Raw genomic sequence first — 17152 nt, 5'->3', positions numbered from 1 at the left:
CACGATGCGGATCCTGGTTGTCGACAACTACGACAGCTTCGTGTTCAACCTGGTGCAATACCTCGGCCAGCTCGGTGTCGAGGCCGACGTGTGGCGCAACGACGACGCCCGGCTCGCCGAGCCGCCGGACGGCCATGCCGCCGCCGCGAGGCAGTTCGACGGCGTCCTGCTCAGCCCCGGACCGGGCACCCCGGAACGCGCGGGCGCGTCGATCGGCCTGGTTCGCGCGTGCGCCGCGGAGCGCACCCCCCTGCTGGGGGTCTGCCTGGGGCACCAGGCCATCGGCGTCGCTTTCGGCGCCACCGTGGACCGCGCGCCCGAGTTGCTGCACGGCAAGACCAGCAGCGTATTCCACACGAATGTTGGTGTGTTGCAAGGGCTTCCGGATCCGTTCACGGCGACTCGATACCACTCGTTGACGATCCTGCCGGAGTCGCTGCCGGCGACACTGGAGGTCACGGCCCGCACCCGCAGCGGGGTGATCATGGGCGTGCGCCACACCGGATTGCCGATTCACGGCGTCCAGTTCCATCCCGAGTCGATCCTGACCGAGGGCGGGCACCGAATGCTGGCGAACTGGCTCGCGTACTGCGGGTGGACACGCAACGACACGCTGGTCCGCCGCTTGGAGAACGAGGTCCGCGCCGCGGTGCAGCCGTATTTCCCGACAGACGCGGCTACTGGCCGAACTTCAGCGTAATAATCCCGTCCCGGTTGACCCCGGACCCGGCCGGCGGGTTCTGGTACACCACCCGGTTGTGCTGGGAGCCACCGGCGTCGACGTCGGGACCCTTGTCGAGCACCCCCGCCCAGCCCAGCGCGCGCAACCGCGGTTCGGCGTCCGCCCAGAACATGCCGGACAGGTCGGGCATCACGAACTGGTTGCCCTTGGACACCTGCAGCTCGATGACCGAGTCGACCGGAACCGTCTGGCCCTTCGGCGGATTGGTGCCGATCACCTCGCCGGCCGGCTGGGGGCTGTCCACCTGCGCCTGGCTGAACTTCGTGAAGCCGTAGACGGTCAGGTTCTTTTGCGCGATGTCGACGGTCTGGCCCGCAACGTCGGGAATCTGCTTGGTCTCCGGCCCGGAGCCGACGATGACGGTGATGATGTTGGTGATCGCCGACGTCTGGTTGGCCGGCGGGTTCGTCCCGATGACCTTGCCCAGCAGTTCCGGCGACGACGGCGAGTTCGCCTGCTTGAACTTGCTGAACCCGGCGGCCTTGAGCTTGTTGACCGCGTCGGTGTAGCTCAGCGAGGAGACGTCGGGCACCTCGCGTTGCTCGGGCCCGGTGGAGACGTTGATGGTGATCTCGTCGCCGGCGCTCACCGACGCGTTGGCCCCGGGGTCGGTACTGATGACGTGATCGGGCGGGACCGTCGAGTCGGGCTTTTGCAGGGTGCGTGTCTTGAAGCCCCGGTTTTGCAGCGCGGCGATGGCGTCGGCGGACACCTGGCCCCGCATGTCGGGCACCTGGACATCGCGGGTGCTGCCGCCGAACGTGTTGAAGGCGATGACGACGACGATCGTCAGCACCGCCAGCACGGCGACCGCGACCACCCAGCGACCGATCGAACCGCCGGCGTGATCGGGGTCAGCGCGGTCGAGGGGCTGGCGGGGCAGCGGGTCCGTGCGCGGACCCCCGAGGCCCGGTGGCGTCGACGACAGCAGCGAGCTGCGCTCGGCGTCGGTCAGCACTTTGGGCGCCTCGGGCGGCTCACCGTTGTGCACCCGAACCAAATCGGCGCGCATCTCCGCCGCGGTCTGATAGCGGTTTTCCGGATTCTTGGCCAGCGCCTTGAGCACGACCGCGTCCAGGTCGGCGGAGATGCCCTCGTGTCGTTTCGACGGCGGAATCGGATCCTCGCGCACGTGCTGGTAGGCGACGGCGACGGGCGAATCGCCGGTGAAAGGCGGTTCCCCGGTGAGGATTTCGTAGAGGACACAGCCCAACGAATAGACGTCGGAGCGGGCGTCGACGGAGTCACCGCGGGCCTGCTCGGGCGACAGGTATTGGGCGGTGCCGATGACGGCCGCGGTCTGCGTGACGCTAATGCCGCTGTCGGCGATCGCGCGGGCGATGCCGAAGTCCATCACCTTCACCGCGTTGGTGGTGCTGATCATGATGTTGGCCGGCTTGACGTCGCGGTGGATGATGCCGTTCTGGTGGCTGAAGTTCAGCGCCTGGCAGGCGTCGGCGATGATCTCGATGGCCCGGCGCGGTGGCAGCGGGCCGTCGTTGTGCACGATGTCACGCAGGGTGACGCCGTCGACGTACTCCATGACGATGTAGGGCAGCGGGCCGCTGGGTGTCTCGGCCTCGCCGGTGTCGTACACCGCGACGATGGACGGGTGGTTCAGCGCCGCGGCGTTCTGCGCCTCGCGCCGGAAGCGCAGATAGAAGCTGGGGTCACGGGCCAGGTCGGCGCGCAGCACCTTGACCGCGACGTCGCGATGCAACCGGAGGTCGCGCGCCAAATGAACCTCGGACATGCCCCCGAAACCGAGGATCTCGCCGAGTTCGTAGCGGTCGGACAGGTGCTGCGGGGTGGTCATTGCGGTGTCTCGCGCGGCTCGCTCTGAAGTCCAGAATTCCCTATCGTCCCGCGATCCGTCCAATTCAGCCGCAGGCCCGCCCCCGTGCCGGTGGGCGTCTTGCTCGCCGGTGCCGGCGCCGGTGCCGTAGCCGGCGGGGTCCCGGTGTCGGTGACCGTCGGGGGCGGCGACTGCTGTTGGTTGTCCCCGCGGGAATTGATGACGATGAGCACCGCGATGATGATCGCCAGCGCCCCAAGCACTCCCGCGGCCCACAGCAGCGCGCGCTGACCCGACGAAAACGTCCGCCGCGCCGGGAGGCGGGAACCGCCGGTGGACGGCCGGGATCGGCGGGCCGCGACGCTACGGGTGGACGTGACGGCCGCCGCCCGGGTAGTCGGGCTCGACGGGATCGCCGCCGGCGAGGCCCGTCCGGGGGGTGGCGACTGGCTGGGCCGCGGCGGACGGCGGCCGGCCCGCACGGCCGCGACCGCGTCGGCGAACGGCCCGCCGCTGCGGTAGCGCATCTGCGGATTCTTGACCAGCGTGATCTCGATGAGTTCGCGCACGTTGGGCGGTAGCTCGGGGGGCAGCGGCGGCGGGGGCTCCTTGATGTGCTTCATCGCCACCGTCAACGCCCCGTCGCCGGTGAATGGCCGCTTACCCGAAACCACCTCGTAACCAACGACTCCCAGCGAGTAGACGTCGCTGGACGGGGTCGCGTCGTGCCCCAGGGCCTGCTCGGGGGCGATGTATTGGGCGGTGCCCATCACCATCCCGGTCTGGGTCACCGGGGCGGCGTCGACGGCCTTGGCGATGCCGAAGTCGGTGATCTTCACCTGGCCGGTCGGGGTGATCAAGATGTTGCCCGGTTTGACGTCGCGGTGCACCAGGCCGGCGGCGTGCGCGACCTGCAGGGCTCGGCCGGTCTGCTCGAGCATGTCCAGCGCGTGCCGCAGCGACAGCCGCCCGGTGCGCTTGAGTACCGAATTCAGCGGTTCGCCGTTGACCAGCTCCATCACCAGGTAGGCGGTGCGCCCCTCCCCGTCCAGCTGGCTTTCGCCGTAGTCGTGGACCTGGGCGATCCCGGGGTGGTTGAGCATCGCGGTGGTGCGCGCCTCGGCGCGGAACCGCTCGATGAACTCGGGGTCCTGGGAGAACTCCTGCTTGAGTACCTTGACCGCGACGCGGCGGCCCAGCCGGCTGTCGACCGCCTCCCACACCTGGCCCATGCCACCGGTGGCGATGAGCCGCTGCAGGCGGTACCTGCCAGACAGCGTCACACCAACTCGCGGGCTCATGGTCCTCCCTGTAACGCGGCCTCGATCACGGCCCGCCCGATCGGCGCGGCGAGCGCTCCCCCGGTGGCAGACAACCGGTCGGCGCCGTTCTCCACCAGCACCGCCACGGCGACCTTCGGCGTCTGCGCGGGCGCGAATGCGATGTACCACGCGTGCGGTGGAGTGTGACGCGGGTCGGTGCCATGTTCCGCGGTCCCAGTCTTGGATGCAATCTGCACGCCGGGAATGGCCCCTTTCTGCTGTGCGACCCTCTCGGCGCCGACCATCAGCTCTGTCAGCTTAGCGGCGACCTGCGGCGACACCGCGCGGCGCTGCTGGTAGGGCACCGTGGTGCTGATGTTGGACAGGTCCGGCCCCTTGAGGCTGTCGATCAGGTAGGGCTGCATCGTCACCCCGGCGTTCGCGATGGTCGCGGCGATCTCGGCGTTTTGCAGCGGCGTCAGCGCCACGTCCTTCTGACCGATGCTCGACATCCCCAGCGCGGCGGCGTCCGGGATGGTTCCGACCGTCGATTCGGCAACCTGCAGCGGAATGACGCTGGGGGTGCTGTCCAGCCCGAAGGAGTGCGCCGTGCCGCGCAGCGCGTCGGCCCCGGTGAGGATGCCCAGCTGGACGAATGCGGTGTTACAGGACAGGGCGAACGCCTGGCTCAGCGACACCGTCGGGTCGTTGCCGCACGGTGCGTCACCGTAGTTCTGCAAGGTGGCGGTGCTGTTGGGCAGCGGGATGGAGGCCGCGGCGGTCAACTGCTCGGTGTCGGTCGCGCCGGCCTGCAGGGCCGCGGCGGTGGTGATCACCTTGAACGTCGAACCGGGTGGGTAGGTCTCCGAGATGGCGCGGTTGGTCAGTGGATTGTCGGGATCGTCGCGGAGCCGCTGCCAGGCCTGCGACTGCACCTCGGGATCGTGCGACGCCAGCAGATTCGGGTCGTAGGACGGCGACGACACCATGGCCAGGATCTTGCCGGTGGACGGTTCCAGGGCGACGACGGCGCCCTTGCACGGCGGGCCGCCGCAGCCCTGCTGCATCGCGTCCCACCCGGCCTGCTGGACCCGCGGAATGATCGTGGTGTCGACGTTGCCGCCGCGCGGATCGCGCCCGGTGAAGAAGTCGGCGAGCCGGCGCCCGAACAGCCGCTCGTCGGACCCGTTCAATACCGGGTCCTCGGCCCGTTCGAGGCCCGAGCTGGAATAGCGCAGCGAGTAAAAGCCGCTGACCGGCGCGTACACCACGGGGTTGGGGTAGACCCGCAGGAACCGGAAGCGGCTGTCGGTGGCGACGGAATAGGCCAGCAGCTGGCCGCCCGCGACGATCTGGCCGCGTTGCCGCGAATACTCGTCGAGCAGGACGCGCTGGTTGCGCGGGTCGGCGCGCAGCCCGTCGGCGGCGAAGACCTGCGTCATCGTGGCGTTGAGCAACAGCAGCACCACCAACGCCATCACGGTCACCGAGATCCGGCGGAGAGAGGCGTTCATACCCGCTCGATCACCTCGGTGCTGGCCGCCGCGATCGGCGACGTGTTGTGGGCGCGGGCGCGCAAGGGACGCCGGGCGCTGTGCGAGATGCGGGCCAGGACGGCCAGCAGCATGTAGTTCGCCAGCAATGACGACCCGCCGTAGGACATCCACGGTGTGGTCAACCCGGTCAGCGGAATCAGCCGCGTCACCCCGCCGACGACGATGAACAACTGGATGGCCAGCGTCGACGCGAGGCCCGCGGCCAGCAGCTTGCCGAAGCTTTCCCGCGTCGCGATCGCCGTGCGCAGGCCGCGGACGATGACGATCGTGTAGAGCATCAGGAGGGCCGCCAAGCCCACCAGCCCGAGCTCTTCGCCGAACGCGGCGATGATGAAATCGGTCGACGCCGCCGGCACGGTGTCGGGCTGACCGTTGCCGAGCCCGGTGCCGAAGATGCCGCCGGTAGCAAAGCTGAACATCGCCTGCACCAGCTGATAACCGCTTCCGTCGGGATCGGAAAACGGGTCCCACCACATCTGCACCCGAACGCGGACGTGGTCGAAAATGAAGTACGCCGCAACGCTTCCCGCCGCGAACAGCGCCAGGCCGATGACGACCCAGCTGAAGCGTTGGGTGGCGAGGTAAACCACCACGAGAAACGACGCGTAGAGCAGCAGCGAAGTGCCGAGGTCCTTCTCGAAGACCATCACGCCCACCGAGATCACCCACGCCGCCAGCAGCGGCGCGAGATCGCGGGGCCGGGGCAGGGTCATGCCCATGAAATGCTTGCCGACGCTGGTGAACAGGCCGCGCTTGGCGATCAGCACCGCCGAAAAGAAGATCAGCAGCAGGATCTTGGAAAACTCGGCGGGCTGAATTGAGAAGCCCGGGAAGCGAATCCAGATTTTCGCGCCGTTCTGCTCGGACAACGATGCCGGCAGCAGCGCGGGAATCGCCAGGAAGACCAGGCCCGTGACTCCGCAGACATATCCGTAGCGGGCGAGCTGTCGATGGTCTTTCAAAAAGGTGACCACCAACGCGAACGCGGCGACCCCCACCACGGTCCACAGCATCTGCTGGGTTGCGCTGGGGTGATGACGGCCGCTCATCTCGTTGGTGACGAGGTCGAGCCGGTGGATCATCACCAGGCCAAGTCCGTTGAGCAGGGCCACTATTGGCAACAGCAGCGGGTCGGTGTAGGGCGCGAAGCGCCTGATGGCCAGGTGTGCGCATCCGAACATCGCCAGAAAGGTCAGCCCGTAGCCGACCAGGTTCCAGCGCAGGCCGCGCTCCTGGTTGGCCTCGACGATGAGCAAGGCGGCGACGGTGATCAACGCCGCGAAACACAACAACAGCAGTTCGGCGTTGCGCCGGGTAGGCAACGGAGGCGTCACCGCGACCGGCGGCTGAACTTGTGTGGTCATACCACCGCCCGGCAGTCGATGCCCGGCTGAAGTGTAGGTGGCGGGAGTGCAGGCAGCGTCGGGGAAGTCGTGGGGGACGTGGTCGCGGGCGCTGCTGGCGCGGTGTTGGCGGGGGTGCTGGTCGGACCGGTGCTGCTGGGCGGGATGCGGTTGGGAGAGGTGGTGGGCGCTGGGACGGTCGGCTCTGTCGTCCCGCCCGCGCCCGTCGGGGCTTGGGGACCGGGCGGAGAGGTGGCGCGGGGTGGCGGACACGGTGGCAGTAGGGAGTTGGCCGACAATTCGCGCAGCTGCCCGATGGCGTCGTCGAGGGTTCCGGCCGGAAGTCCGGCCTGCACTTGGGCGCGTTCGGGAGGGCGCAGATCCTGTAGTTGCATCAGGCGGCAGTCGAGGTGACCGCCGCTTTGGCTCGAGCTGACCAGGGACAGTTCGTTGCGGGCGTTCAGGCAGCCGATCAAGTAGGGCTCGTGGAGGGATATGCCCAGCAGCGAGCCCTGAATTCCGCGCAGGATCGCCACCATGCCGTTGTATTGGGCGACGTAGTAGTTGCTCCGGATGATGGCCCGCCCGATGGCCAGGCCGGCAAGCACCAGCAGCACCACCAGCGTGACAACGATCGCCATCCGCCACCGCGACCGCCGCGACCGCCTCGACGGTTCTGCTTGTGGCGGAACGGATTTGGGTACCTCGTCGCGAGGTCTAATGGCCGAGGCGCGGCCGGCGGAGGTGTTGGGCAGGGTCAGCTGGTCGTCTTCGCCCGAAACGGCGCCGGCCAGAATCGGCTGGGTCTGCCCGTAGTCGTAGTCGACGACGTCGGCGACCACGACGGTCACGTTGTCGGGGCCTCCGCCGCGCAGCGCCAATTCGATGAGGCGGTAAGCGCTTTCGGCCACGTCGGGGATCTGCAGGGCCTCGAGTATCGTTTCGTCGCTCACCGGGTCGGACAACCCGTCCGAGCAGAGCAGGTAACGATCACCGGCGCGCGCTTCTCGCATGATCAGGGTGGGCTCGACCTCGTGACCGGTCAGCGCCCGCATGATCAGGGAACGCTGCGGGTGGCTGTGCGCCTCCTCGCGGGTGATTCGCCCTTCGTCAACCAGGGTTTGGACGAACGTATCGTCCTTGGTGATTTGGGCCAGCTCGCCGTCGCGCAACAGATAGCCGCGTGAGTCACCGATGTGCACCAACCCAATTCGGTTGCCGTCAAACAGGATTGCGGTAAGGGTGGTACCCATCCCCTCGAGGTCAGGTTCCATCTCGACCTGTGCGGCGATGGCCGAATTGCCGGCGCGCACCGCGGCATCGAGTTTGGCGAGCAGGTCGCCACCGGGCTCGTCGTCGTCGAGATGGGCCAGTGCCGCGATCACCAACTGGGACGCCACCTCGCCGGCGGCGTGACCGCCCATGCCGTCGGCCAAGGCCAATAGCCGTGCGCCGGCGTAAACGGAGTCTTCGTTATTTGTGCGTACCAGGCCGCGGTCGCTGCGGGCGGCGTATCGCAGGACCAGGCTCACGGGCGCAGCTCGATTGCCGTTTTGCCGATCCGAATCGGCGTGCCTATGGGGACCCGTACCGCAGTCGTCACCTTCGCCCTGTCAAGGTAGGTACCGTTGGTCGATCCTAGATCCTCGACGTACCATTCCAAGCCGCGCTGAGACAGCCGGGCGTGCCGTGTCGAGGCGTAGTCGTCGGTCAGCACCAGGGTCGAGTCGTCAGCCCGTCCGATCAACACCGGCTGGCCGCTGAGCGTGATGCGGGCGCCCGTGAGCGCCCCCTCGGTCACCACCAGATAGCGCGCGGCGTGGCGACGCTGACGCGAGGGCAGCAGCGTGCCGCGCAACGCCAGGCCGCGACGCACCATGACGGCACCGGTGGGCGCATAGATATCGGTCCGCAATATCCGCAATACGGACCAGATGAATACCCATAACAACATCAAAAACCCGGCACGCGTCAGTTGCAGTACGAGTCCCTGCATCTGGCGTCCTTTCCGTCCTGGTGCCGCACGCTGCGCATCCGTGATACCGAGCACATCGGCAACGTCACGATACTTCGACGGTCGCCGACGCGGGGCGAAGCACGGCAGCGTTGCGTTAAAGCCGGGCGCGTTAGTGGATGCGAACGATGATCTCCGAGTGGCCCAGTCGGATCACGTCGCCGTCGGCCAGCTGCCACTCCTGGACCGGCGCGTTGTTCACGGTGGTGCCGTTTGTGGAGTTGAGGTCGGAGAGGAGCGCGACCTGTCCGTCCCAGCGGATCTCCAGGTGACGGCGCGACACACCGGTGTCGGGCAACCGGAACTGGGCGTCCTGGCCGCGGCCGATGATGTTGGAGCCGTCGCGCAGCTGGTAGGTCCGGCCGCTGCCGTCGTCGAGCTGCAGGGTGACCATCGTCCCGGCCGACCCGTAACCGCCCGGTCCGTAGCCGCCGTAGCCGCCGCCCGCTTGCTGACCGTAATCGGCCGGCTGGCCGTACTCGCCGGGCTGGCCGTAGTCGTAGTCGCGATTGGCGGTTTCGGGGTAGCCGCCTTGAGGGGCGTATCCGCCGCCCGGAACGCTTTCGGCGTACTGGGTGTAGTCGCCGGCGCTGTAGTCCTGCTGGCCGTATCCGCCACCCTGCTGGTAACCCTGGTCGTATCCGGCGCCCTGTTCGGGGTAGGCCGGGCGTTGCTGCTCGGCCGGGCCCGGCGGGGCCGGGGCCGGGGCATAGCCGCCCTCGTCCTGGCGAGCCGGCCCGCGACCGTAATCGCTATACCCGCCGCCGGGAGGAACGTAGCCCTGCTGGCCACCCGCGGGCTGACCGCCGCCGGGAGGGCCATAGCCGCCCTGGCGGTAGCCCTGGTCATAGCCTTGACCGCCGCCTTGTCCGCCGGCTTGACCGCCGTAGCCGCCGGGCGCGGGAGGACGTTGCTCGTACGAGGGTGGGTAGCCACCCTGCCCTTGGTCGGGATAGCCGTGCTGTTGGTATCCACGCTGATCCGGGTAGCCCCCCTGCTCCGGGTAGCCGCCCTGCTCCGGGTAGCCGCCCTGCTCCGGGTAGCCGCCACGCGGGCCCTGGTAGCCGCCCTGTTCCGGGTAGCCCCCTTGGTCGGGGTAGCCCCCTTGGTCGGGGTAGCCGCCCTGCTCGGGATGGCGAGGCGGCGGGTAGCCGCCGCCCGGGGGCGGGTAACCGCCTTGCTCGGGTGGATAGCCAGCTCGCGGGTCCGGTCCGCCCTGTGGGTCCGGGCCGCGGGGATCGTCTTGCGGGCGCCCGTAGCGGTCGTCGTAGTACTCATCGCCGGGCCGACCCTGCCCCTGACCACCGTGGTAGCTCGAATTGTCAGTCATTGGTGCTACTCCTCGTTCTGCGCCGAACGCGTGATTTGATTGTGGCCGGAGGGGCTGGTTGACCGTCGGGCGGGGTTCGGCATCGGGGTTGACAGCACCGCGGGCGCGATACTGACCGGTGTGCAGGCTCGTCGACTGCTCGAACCGGACGACCACATCACCATACGTTTGCCATCCCTGCTCATAGATATAGTCGGCCAAGTACCCAGCGAAAGCGCTCGACGTGAGATCCGTGTCGGCGCCTACCTTCGCAAAGTCGTGCATACCGAGGGTAATGATGTATTCGTTGGGGGCCAAAAGGTGATTCCCCTGAAGCGCGCGGACGCCATCCTCGGCTTCCCGGCGCAGTAGCGTTTCAACCTCTTGCGGGACGATCGGTCCGCCGAACACTCGGGCGAATGCATTGTCCACGGTAGCCTCGAGCTTGCGCTCGATGCGCTGAACGAGCCCCTTTGGGCTACTCATCTTTCAGCGTCCGCCCGCAGCTGCCGGGGGTGTGTCGCGGGCGCGAGGCAAACGATTCGCCCGCGTGTCGTATCACCCCAGCATGGTATCGGGACAGCGCGACGCTGCGGCACCATGGGAATTCTGAGAATCGCATCCGTGCAGCTTGCGACCATTTGTGGGGCGCGAGCGCGCTGCCGGAACCCGCCGCCCGGCCCGCCGAGGCGGTTGGGGCACACCGCTATTAGAGTGGTATGGTCCATCGGTTGTTTTCCGGGCGAGTGGCGGAATGGCAGACGCGCTGGCTTCAGGTGCCAGTGTCCTTCGGGACGTGGGGGTTCAAGTCCCCCTTCGCCCACCGTGAGCGGTTCTACGTAACCGCAGCACTTAGGTCACGAACTCGAAAGAGGTCGTGACCTTTGTGTTATGTCGAGAATGCCTGGACGAACCTGCCGACGGCCGGGACGCGGGATATCGAGTTCCAAGTCCCCGTCTCGATGGTCGGTTGTCGCGGGGCCGCCCGATTCGCCAGGTCGATCCTCAGCGTTGTGCGCCGCTTGTCGGCCGGGTCCTATATACAGTTCCGTTCAGTTTGGGTCGATGAGTTGAGGGGGCCTCCGCCGTGATGACCGGTGAGTTGAAGAGCAAAGTCGACCGGGTCTGGGATGCATTCTGGTCCGGCGGCATCTCCAACCCGTTGGAGGTCATCGAGCAGATCACTTACCTGTTGTTCATCCGACGCCTCGATGACCTGGAGACCCTGGAGGAGCGCAAAGCTCGCGTCGGCGCAGCCGGTGAGCTCCGTTTTGGTTCAGACCAACAAGAGCTCCGGTGGTCGCGCTTTAAAAATGAGGAGCCAGCTGCCATGTTCGCGACAGTCGGGGAGAAGGTCTTCCCGTTCCTGCGGACCCTCGGTGGCGATGGCTCGACCTATGGCGAGCACATGAAGGATGCCCGGTTCACTATCCCGACGCCGCAGCTGTTGTCGCGCGTAGTCGACCTGCTCGACGAGATTCCGATGGCCGATCGCGACACCAACGGCGACCTGTACGAGTACATGCTTTCCAAGATCGCCAGTGCCGGTCAGAACGGACAATTCCGGACGCCACGCCACATCATCAAGCTGATGGTGGATATGACAGCGCCGACGCCGACCGACGAGATCTGCGACCCGGCGTCCGGCACCGCTGGTTTTCTGGTAGCCGCCTCTGAGTACATCCGGGAGCAACATCCCTCGGTGTTGGCCGATGCGGCGCAGCGTAAGCACTTCCACGCCAGCATGTTTCACGGGTACGACTTTGACAACACCATGCTCCGGATTGCCAGCATGAACATGCTGATGCACGGGATTGAGTCTCCCGACATCCGGTACCGGGACTCCTTGTCGGAAGGTGCCTCCGAGGATGCTGAGAAGCACACATTGATCCTTGCCAACCCGCCTTTCGCCGGCTCGCTGGACTACGAATCCACCTCGAAGGATCTACAACGGGTCGTCAAGACCAAGAAGACCGAGCTCCTGTTCGTGGCATTGTTCTTGAGGCTCCTGAAACCTGGCGGGCGAGCGGCTGTTGTTGTGCCTGACGGCGTGTTGTTTGGATCGTCGAAAGCACATAAGGACTTGCGTCGAATTTTGGTCGAGGACCAGAAGCTTGACGGGATCGTGAAGTTACCGCCGGGTGTATTCAAGCCGTATTCGGGAGTGTCGACGGCGATTCTGCTGTTCACGAAGACCAACTCCGGCGGAACGGACCATGTGTGGTTCTACGACGTGACAGCTGACGGGTTTTCGTTGGATGACAAGCGGAACCCGGTCGAAGCGAATGACCTACCAGATGTGTTGACGCGGTGGGGTTCGCGAGCTGCCGCCGAACTTGATAGGTCCCGTACCGAGAAGTCCTTCTGCGTAACGAAGGAAGACATCGTCGCCCAGGGATACGACATGTCGCTCAACCGGTACAAGGAGATCGTTCACGACGAGGTCGAGCATCGCCCACCACTGGAAATCATCGCCGAGATCGAGCTGCTCGAAGGCGACATCGCTGCGGGCTTGGCTGAGCTGAAGGCGATGTTGTCGTGATCGTCGCAATCGGGGACGTCACCGAACGCGTGCACACTTGGAATCCTGCTGCGCAGCCCGACAGCGAATTCTTGTATGTGGATCTGGGTGCTGTTGACAGCGCTAGCAAGTCGATCACCGACGCGGTGCGGGTGCGCGGCAGCGACGCACCGAGTAGAGCGCGACAGCTTGTCCAGTCAGGAGACGTCCTCGTTTCGACCGTTCGTCCGAACCTAAACGCGGTTGCTGCAGTTGATGTCTCACTCGATGGCGCAACTGCGTCGACCGGCTTCACAGTGTTACGCCCCTCACACCGAGTCCATTCCAGGTATCTGTACCACTGGGTTCGCACGCCAGCTTTTGTTGCTGAAATGGTGCGTAAATCTACGGGGGCCAACTACCCCGCGGTCTCAGACCGCATCGTCAAAGAATCGACCCTTGCCCTACCGGGGCTGAATGAACAGCGCAGAATCGCCGCCATCCTTGACCACTGTGACAGCCTTTGCTTTGTCGGAAAGAAGGTGCTGTCCAGGCTGCATGTGCTTCGGCAATCGGCAGTAGCGCACTTCGTAGACTCTGTTCATGGGACCGAGCGGAACCTGTCAGATCTGGTTGATGCTGGCGACCGACTTAACTACGGCGTTGTTCAGCCTGGAGAAACGGTAAAGAACGGTGTGCCGTTGGTGCGTGTCTCCGACCTAAGGCTGCGTCGTATCGACAGGACCGCGCTCAAACTAATTGGTCCGGATATTGATCGAACGCATTCGCACTCGCGTTTGCGCGGCACGGAGGTACTAGTCGTCTGCGTCGGCATGACGATTGGCAAGATTGCGATCGCGCAAGCGGTCGACATCGGTAGCAACATAGCGCGGGCCATCGCTAGAATCCCAATCTCGGACAGTAATCTGCGCACATTCGTAGCGGCGTATCTGGAAACAGAAGCCGTTCAAAGCTACTTCAAGGCCTCGCTTCGGACTGTTGCGCAGCCAACGCTGAACATAAAACAGCTTGGTGAGGCGCGGATCAAGGTGCCATCGATCGGAGATCTAGCAAACCTTTGTGCACGCCTTGAGTCTATTGATGCGCAATCTCAACGCGCTAGGTGCAGGTTGGAGGCACTGCAACGCATGTCGGTTTCGCTGCAGTCCCGCGCGTTCTCCGGTCAGCTGTGAGGTAACGGCATGTCCAACTTTGCCTTTCTGCACACCGTCGACTGGCCAGAGATGCACGCTGACTGCGCGCGGGCGGAGAGCTACGCCACGAGCGACCCACGCTCGGCGTGCTTCTATAGCCGCCGCACCATCGAGCACCTGGTCGACTACCTGTATGACGTTCTAGCGCTGCCGATTCCGTACAAGACCGACCTGGCCGCCAAGATCAATGACCCGAAGTTCAAGTCGAAGGTCGGCGTCGGGATCGCGACCAAGCTGAACCTGATCCGCAAGCTCGGCAACACCGCTGTCCACGAGGCTCAGCCGATACCGCCGCGGGTGGCGTTGGATGCGCTTCGCGAACTACACCACGTCATGCTGTGGGCCGCATTCCGGTATTCGACTCAGCCGCAGGCAGTTCCGATGAAGGCCGCCTTCGACCCGAAAATCGCCGCCCAGGCCGCGCCGCTGACGCGGCAGGAAGTCGCCCAACTGGCAGCGAAGTTCGCCGCCCAGGACGAAGCCCACGCCATGGCGCTCGCCGAAAAGGACGAGCTCGCCGCGCAGAAGGACGCCGAGATCGCGGCCTTGCGCGAGGCTGTTAATAACGCCCAAGCCACCAACCAGCAGCCCGACGACCGGGATTACAACGAAGCCGACACCCGAGATCGGTTCATCGACGTCATGCTGGCCGAAGCCGGCTGGCCCCTGACAGACACCAAGGACCGCGAGTACCCGGTCACCGGCATGCCCAATGGCGACGGCAAGGGGTTCGTCGACTACGTCCTATGGGGTGCAGACGGTCTCCCGTTGGGGATCGTGGAGGCCAAACGGACTACCAAGAGCCCGCAGGTCGGCCAGCAGCAGGCCAAGCTGTATGCCGACTGCCTGGAGAAGATGACAGGACGTCGGCCGGTCATCTTCTACACCAACGGTTTCGAGCACTGGATCTGGGATGACACCGGCGGTTACCCTCCGCGGGAGATTCAGGGTTTCTACACCCGGGACGAGCTGGAGCTTCTAATCCAGCGCCGCGACACCCGTAAGCCGTTGACCGACATGCCGATCGACTCGGCCATCGTGGGGCGTCACTACCAGCACCGTGCGATCCGCGCGATCGACGACGCGTTCACCGTCAAGGAACGCGAAGCCCTATTGGTGATGGCCACCGGATCGGGGAAGACCCGCACCGTCATCGCGCTGGTGAAGCAGCTGATGGAAGCCAACTGGGTCAAACGGGTCCTCTTCCTCGCAGACCGCACCGCACTGGTCACGCAAGCTGCCAACGCGTTCAAGACGCATCTGCCCGACGCGACGACCGTGAACCTGGTGACCGAGAAGATGACCGACGGCCGGGTGTATGTATGCACCTACCCGACGATGATGAATCTGATCAACGACACCGACTCTGGCATCAGGAAGTTTGGACCCGGCTACTTCGACCTCGTCGTCATCGACGAAGCCCACCGCTCCGTCTACCAGAAGTACCGGGCCATCTTCGACTGGTATGACTCACTGCTCGTCGGCCTGACCGCCACCCCCAAAGACGAGGTCGACCACAACACCTACCGACTCTTCCACCTCGAAGACGGCGTACCCACTGATGCCTACAGCCTCGACGACGCCGTCAAGGAAGGCTTCCTGGTGCCTGCTGTCGGAATCTCCGTCGGCACCAAATTCCTGCGTCAAGGCATCCGCTACGCCGATCTCTCCGAAGAGGAGAAGGACGACTGGGACGCCCTGGACTGGGGCGACGAGAATCCCCCTGATGAGGTGAGTTCCGAGGAGATCAACCGGTTTCTGTTCAACGAGGACACCGTCGACAAGGTGCTTGCCGAACTGATGAGTAAGGGCCACCGCGTAGCTGAGGGCGACAGGCTCGGCAAGACCATTATCTTCGCCAAGAACCAAGCGCACGCCGAGTTCATTGCGCGACGCTTCGACGTCCAATATCCGCAGTACGCCGGAACATTCGCCCGCGTCATCACCCACAGCACTGCCTATGCTCAGTCGCTGATCGACGACTTCTCCGTCACGGACAAGGACCCGCAGATCGCGATCTCGGTCGACATGCTCGACACCGGCATCGACGTCCCCGACGTCGTCAACCTCGTCTTCTTCAAGCTCGTTCGGTCCAAGACCAAGTTCTGGCAGATGATCGGCCGCGGCACCCGCCTCCGTCCCGACCTCTTCGGGCCCGGTAAGGACAAGCAGAACTTCTACGTCTTCGACTTCTGCGGCAACCTCGAATTCTTCAGCCAGGACCTGCCCGGATCGGAAGGCTCATTCCAGAAGTCCTTGAACCAGAGGCTCTTTGAAACGCGCCTCGGCCTGATCACCGCCATTGATCACGCTTGGCCACCCTCGGAACCAGAACCCGAAGAGGGGCAGGGCACCGAGACCGAACGAGGGTTACGGGTCGATGTCGCGTGGTCGCTCCATCGTGCCGTCACGGGAATGAACCCGGACAACTTCCTGGTGCGACCACACCGCAGGCTGGTCGAGCAGTACTCGCAATGGCCAGCGTGGACTTCGCTGACGCCCGAGGTCGCCGGCGATGTAGCCGAACACCTCGCCGGCCTGCCGTCAGCCCACAAGGACGACGACGAGGACGCCAAACGCTTCGACATGCTCGTGTTGCGCCGTCAACTAGCCCAAATCGAAGGCGACGCTGTCGCGGCTGAACGGCTACGCGAACAGATTCAGAACATCGCGACTGGACTGCTCAGCCAGACAGCGATCCCGTCTGTAAAGGCACAAGAGCTGCTTCTCGAAGAAGTCGGCGGGGATGAGTGGTGGGTCGACGCCACTCTGCCAATGCTCGAATCCGTGCGGCGCAAATTACGCGGTCTGCTCCGCTTCCTGGAGAAGGCGAAACGGAATCAGGTCTATACCGACTTTGCCGACGAACTCAGCGAAGCCACGCTCGTTGAACTCCCGGGGATCACGCCCGGCACCAACTGGGAACGCTTCCAGGCCAAGGCCCGCGCGTATCTCAGACAGCACCAGGATCACGTCGCGCTGCAACGGTTACGACGCAACAAGCCCTTGACGCCCGACGACCTCGCTTCGCTGGAGCAGATGCTCATCGAGAGCGGTACGGGGGAGCTATCGGATATCGAGCTGGCCAAGGAGCAGTCGCATGGCCTGGGGTTGTTCGTGCGGTCATTAGTCGGGCTGGACCGCGAAGCCGCCGTCGAGGCCTTCGGCGCATACCTGGACGGCTCGAAGTTCAATGCAGACCAGATCCGCTTCGTGAACCTCATTGTCACCGAACTGACGGCCAACGGCTTCATGGAACCTGTGCGACTCTACGAATCGCCGTACATCGACCACGCGCCCACAGGTCCCGACGACGTGTTCGGCGAGGCGGATGTCGACAACATTGTGGCCATCCTGAACACCGTGCGGGACAACGCCTCCCCGAGAGACGGCGCAGCGTGAGATGACGCGGGTCTG

The 17152-nt window shown here is 65.3% G+C and carries 11 protein-coding genes and 1 tRNA gene; 5 read left to right on the top strand and 7 right to left on the bottom strand.

Going from position 1 to position 17152, the window contains the following annotated elements; translation table 11 throughout:
• Positions 1–4: 4 nt before the first annotated feature.
• Positions 5–700 (top strand): aminodeoxychorismate/anthranilate synthase component II, encoded by a 696-nt coding sequence (locus G6N25_RS10270; protein WP_083075369.1) that lies wholly within the window; start codon positions 5–7, stop codon positions 698–700.
• Here G6N25_RS10270 and pknB read toward each other — a convergent pair.
• From pknB to G6N25_RS10235, 7 genes are all read right to left on the bottom strand, one after another.
• Positions 678–2558, bottom strand: coding sequence for a Stk1 family PASTA domain-containing Ser/Thr kinase (gene pknB / locus G6N25_RS10265; protein WP_083075371.1), 1881 nt, complete (start codon positions 2556–2558; stop codon positions 678–680). The genes G6N25_RS10270 and pknB overlap by 23 nt on opposite strands.
• Positions 2555–3838 (bottom strand): serine/threonine-protein kinase, encoded by a 1284-nt coding sequence (locus G6N25_RS10260; RefSeq protein WP_083075373.1) that lies wholly within the window; start codon positions 3836–3838, stop codon positions 2555–2557. The genes pknB and G6N25_RS10260 overlap by 4 nt, the downstream gene beginning before the upstream one ends.
• A complete protein-coding gene (pbpA, locus tag G6N25_RS10255; RefSeq protein WP_083075375.1) occupies positions 3835–5313 on the bottom strand; it encodes a D,D-transpeptidase PbpA in 1479 nt (492 codons plus the stop codon). Before pbpA ends, G6N25_RS10260 begins: the two co-directional genes overlap by 4 nt.
• Complete coding sequence (locus G6N25_RS10250) at positions 5310–6719, bottom strand: FtsW/RodA/SpoVE family cell cycle protein (RefSeq protein WP_083075377.1); 1410 nt, start codon at positions 6717–6719, stop codon at positions 5310–5312. Before G6N25_RS10250 ends, pbpA begins: the two co-directional genes overlap by 4 nt.
• Entirely contained in the window at positions 6716–8230 is a 1515-nt protein-coding gene (locus tag G6N25_RS10245) for a PP2C family protein-serine/threonine phosphatase (protein WP_083075379.1), read from the bottom strand. Before G6N25_RS10245 ends, G6N25_RS10250 begins: the two co-directional genes overlap by 4 nt.
• A complete protein-coding gene (locus tag G6N25_RS10240; protein ID WP_083075381.1) occupies positions 8227–8694 on the bottom strand; it encodes an FHA domain-containing protein FhaB/FipA in 468 nt (155 codons plus the stop codon). Before G6N25_RS10240 ends, G6N25_RS10245 begins: the two co-directional genes overlap by 4 nt.
• Before the next feature lie 130 nt (positions 8695–8824).
• A complete protein-coding gene (locus G6N25_RS10235; RefSeq protein ID WP_083075383.1) occupies positions 8825–10507 on the bottom strand; it encodes a DUF3662 and FHA domain-containing protein in 1683 nt (560 codons plus the stop codon).
• Positions 10508–10761: 254 nt separating this feature from the next.
• Between G6N25_RS10235 and G6N25_RS10230 the strand changes: the two genes are divergently transcribed.
• The 4 genes from G6N25_RS10230 to G6N25_RS10215 all read left to right on the top strand — a co-directional run bounded on the left by G6N25_RS10230 (position 10762) and on the right by G6N25_RS10215 (position 17137).
• Positions 10762–10844: transfer RNA gene (locus G6N25_RS10230), tRNA-Leu, on the top strand.
• 264 nt (positions 10845–11108) lie between these two features.
• The gene (locus G6N25_RS10225) at positions 11109–12563 is read left to right on the top strand and encodes a type I restriction-modification system subunit M (protein ID WP_083075385.1); all 1455 of its coding nucleotides are present in this window, start codon (positions 11109–11111) and stop codon (positions 12561–12563) included.
• On the top strand, positions 12560–13714 hold the full coding sequence (locus tag G6N25_RS10220; RefSeq protein ID WP_083075387.1) for a restriction endonuclease subunit S: 1155 nt from the start codon (positions 12560–12562) through the stop codon (positions 13712–13714). The genes G6N25_RS10225 and G6N25_RS10220 overlap by 4 nt, the downstream gene beginning before the upstream one ends.
• A gap of 9 nt (positions 13715–13723) precedes the next feature.
• Positions 13724–17137 (top strand): DEAD/DEAH box helicase family protein, encoded by a 3414-nt coding sequence (locus tag G6N25_RS10215; protein WP_083075389.1) that lies wholly within the window; start codon positions 13724–13726, stop codon positions 17135–17137.
• Positions 17138–17152 lie beyond the last annotated feature (15 nt).

This window comes from Mycobacterium heidelbergense, assembly GCF_010730745.1.
GTDB classification, from domain to species: Bacteria; Actinomycetota; Actinomycetes; order Mycobacteriales; family Mycobacteriaceae; genus Mycobacterium; species Mycobacterium heidelbergense.
This window is presented reverse-complemented; position numbering and strand designations above follow the sequence as displayed.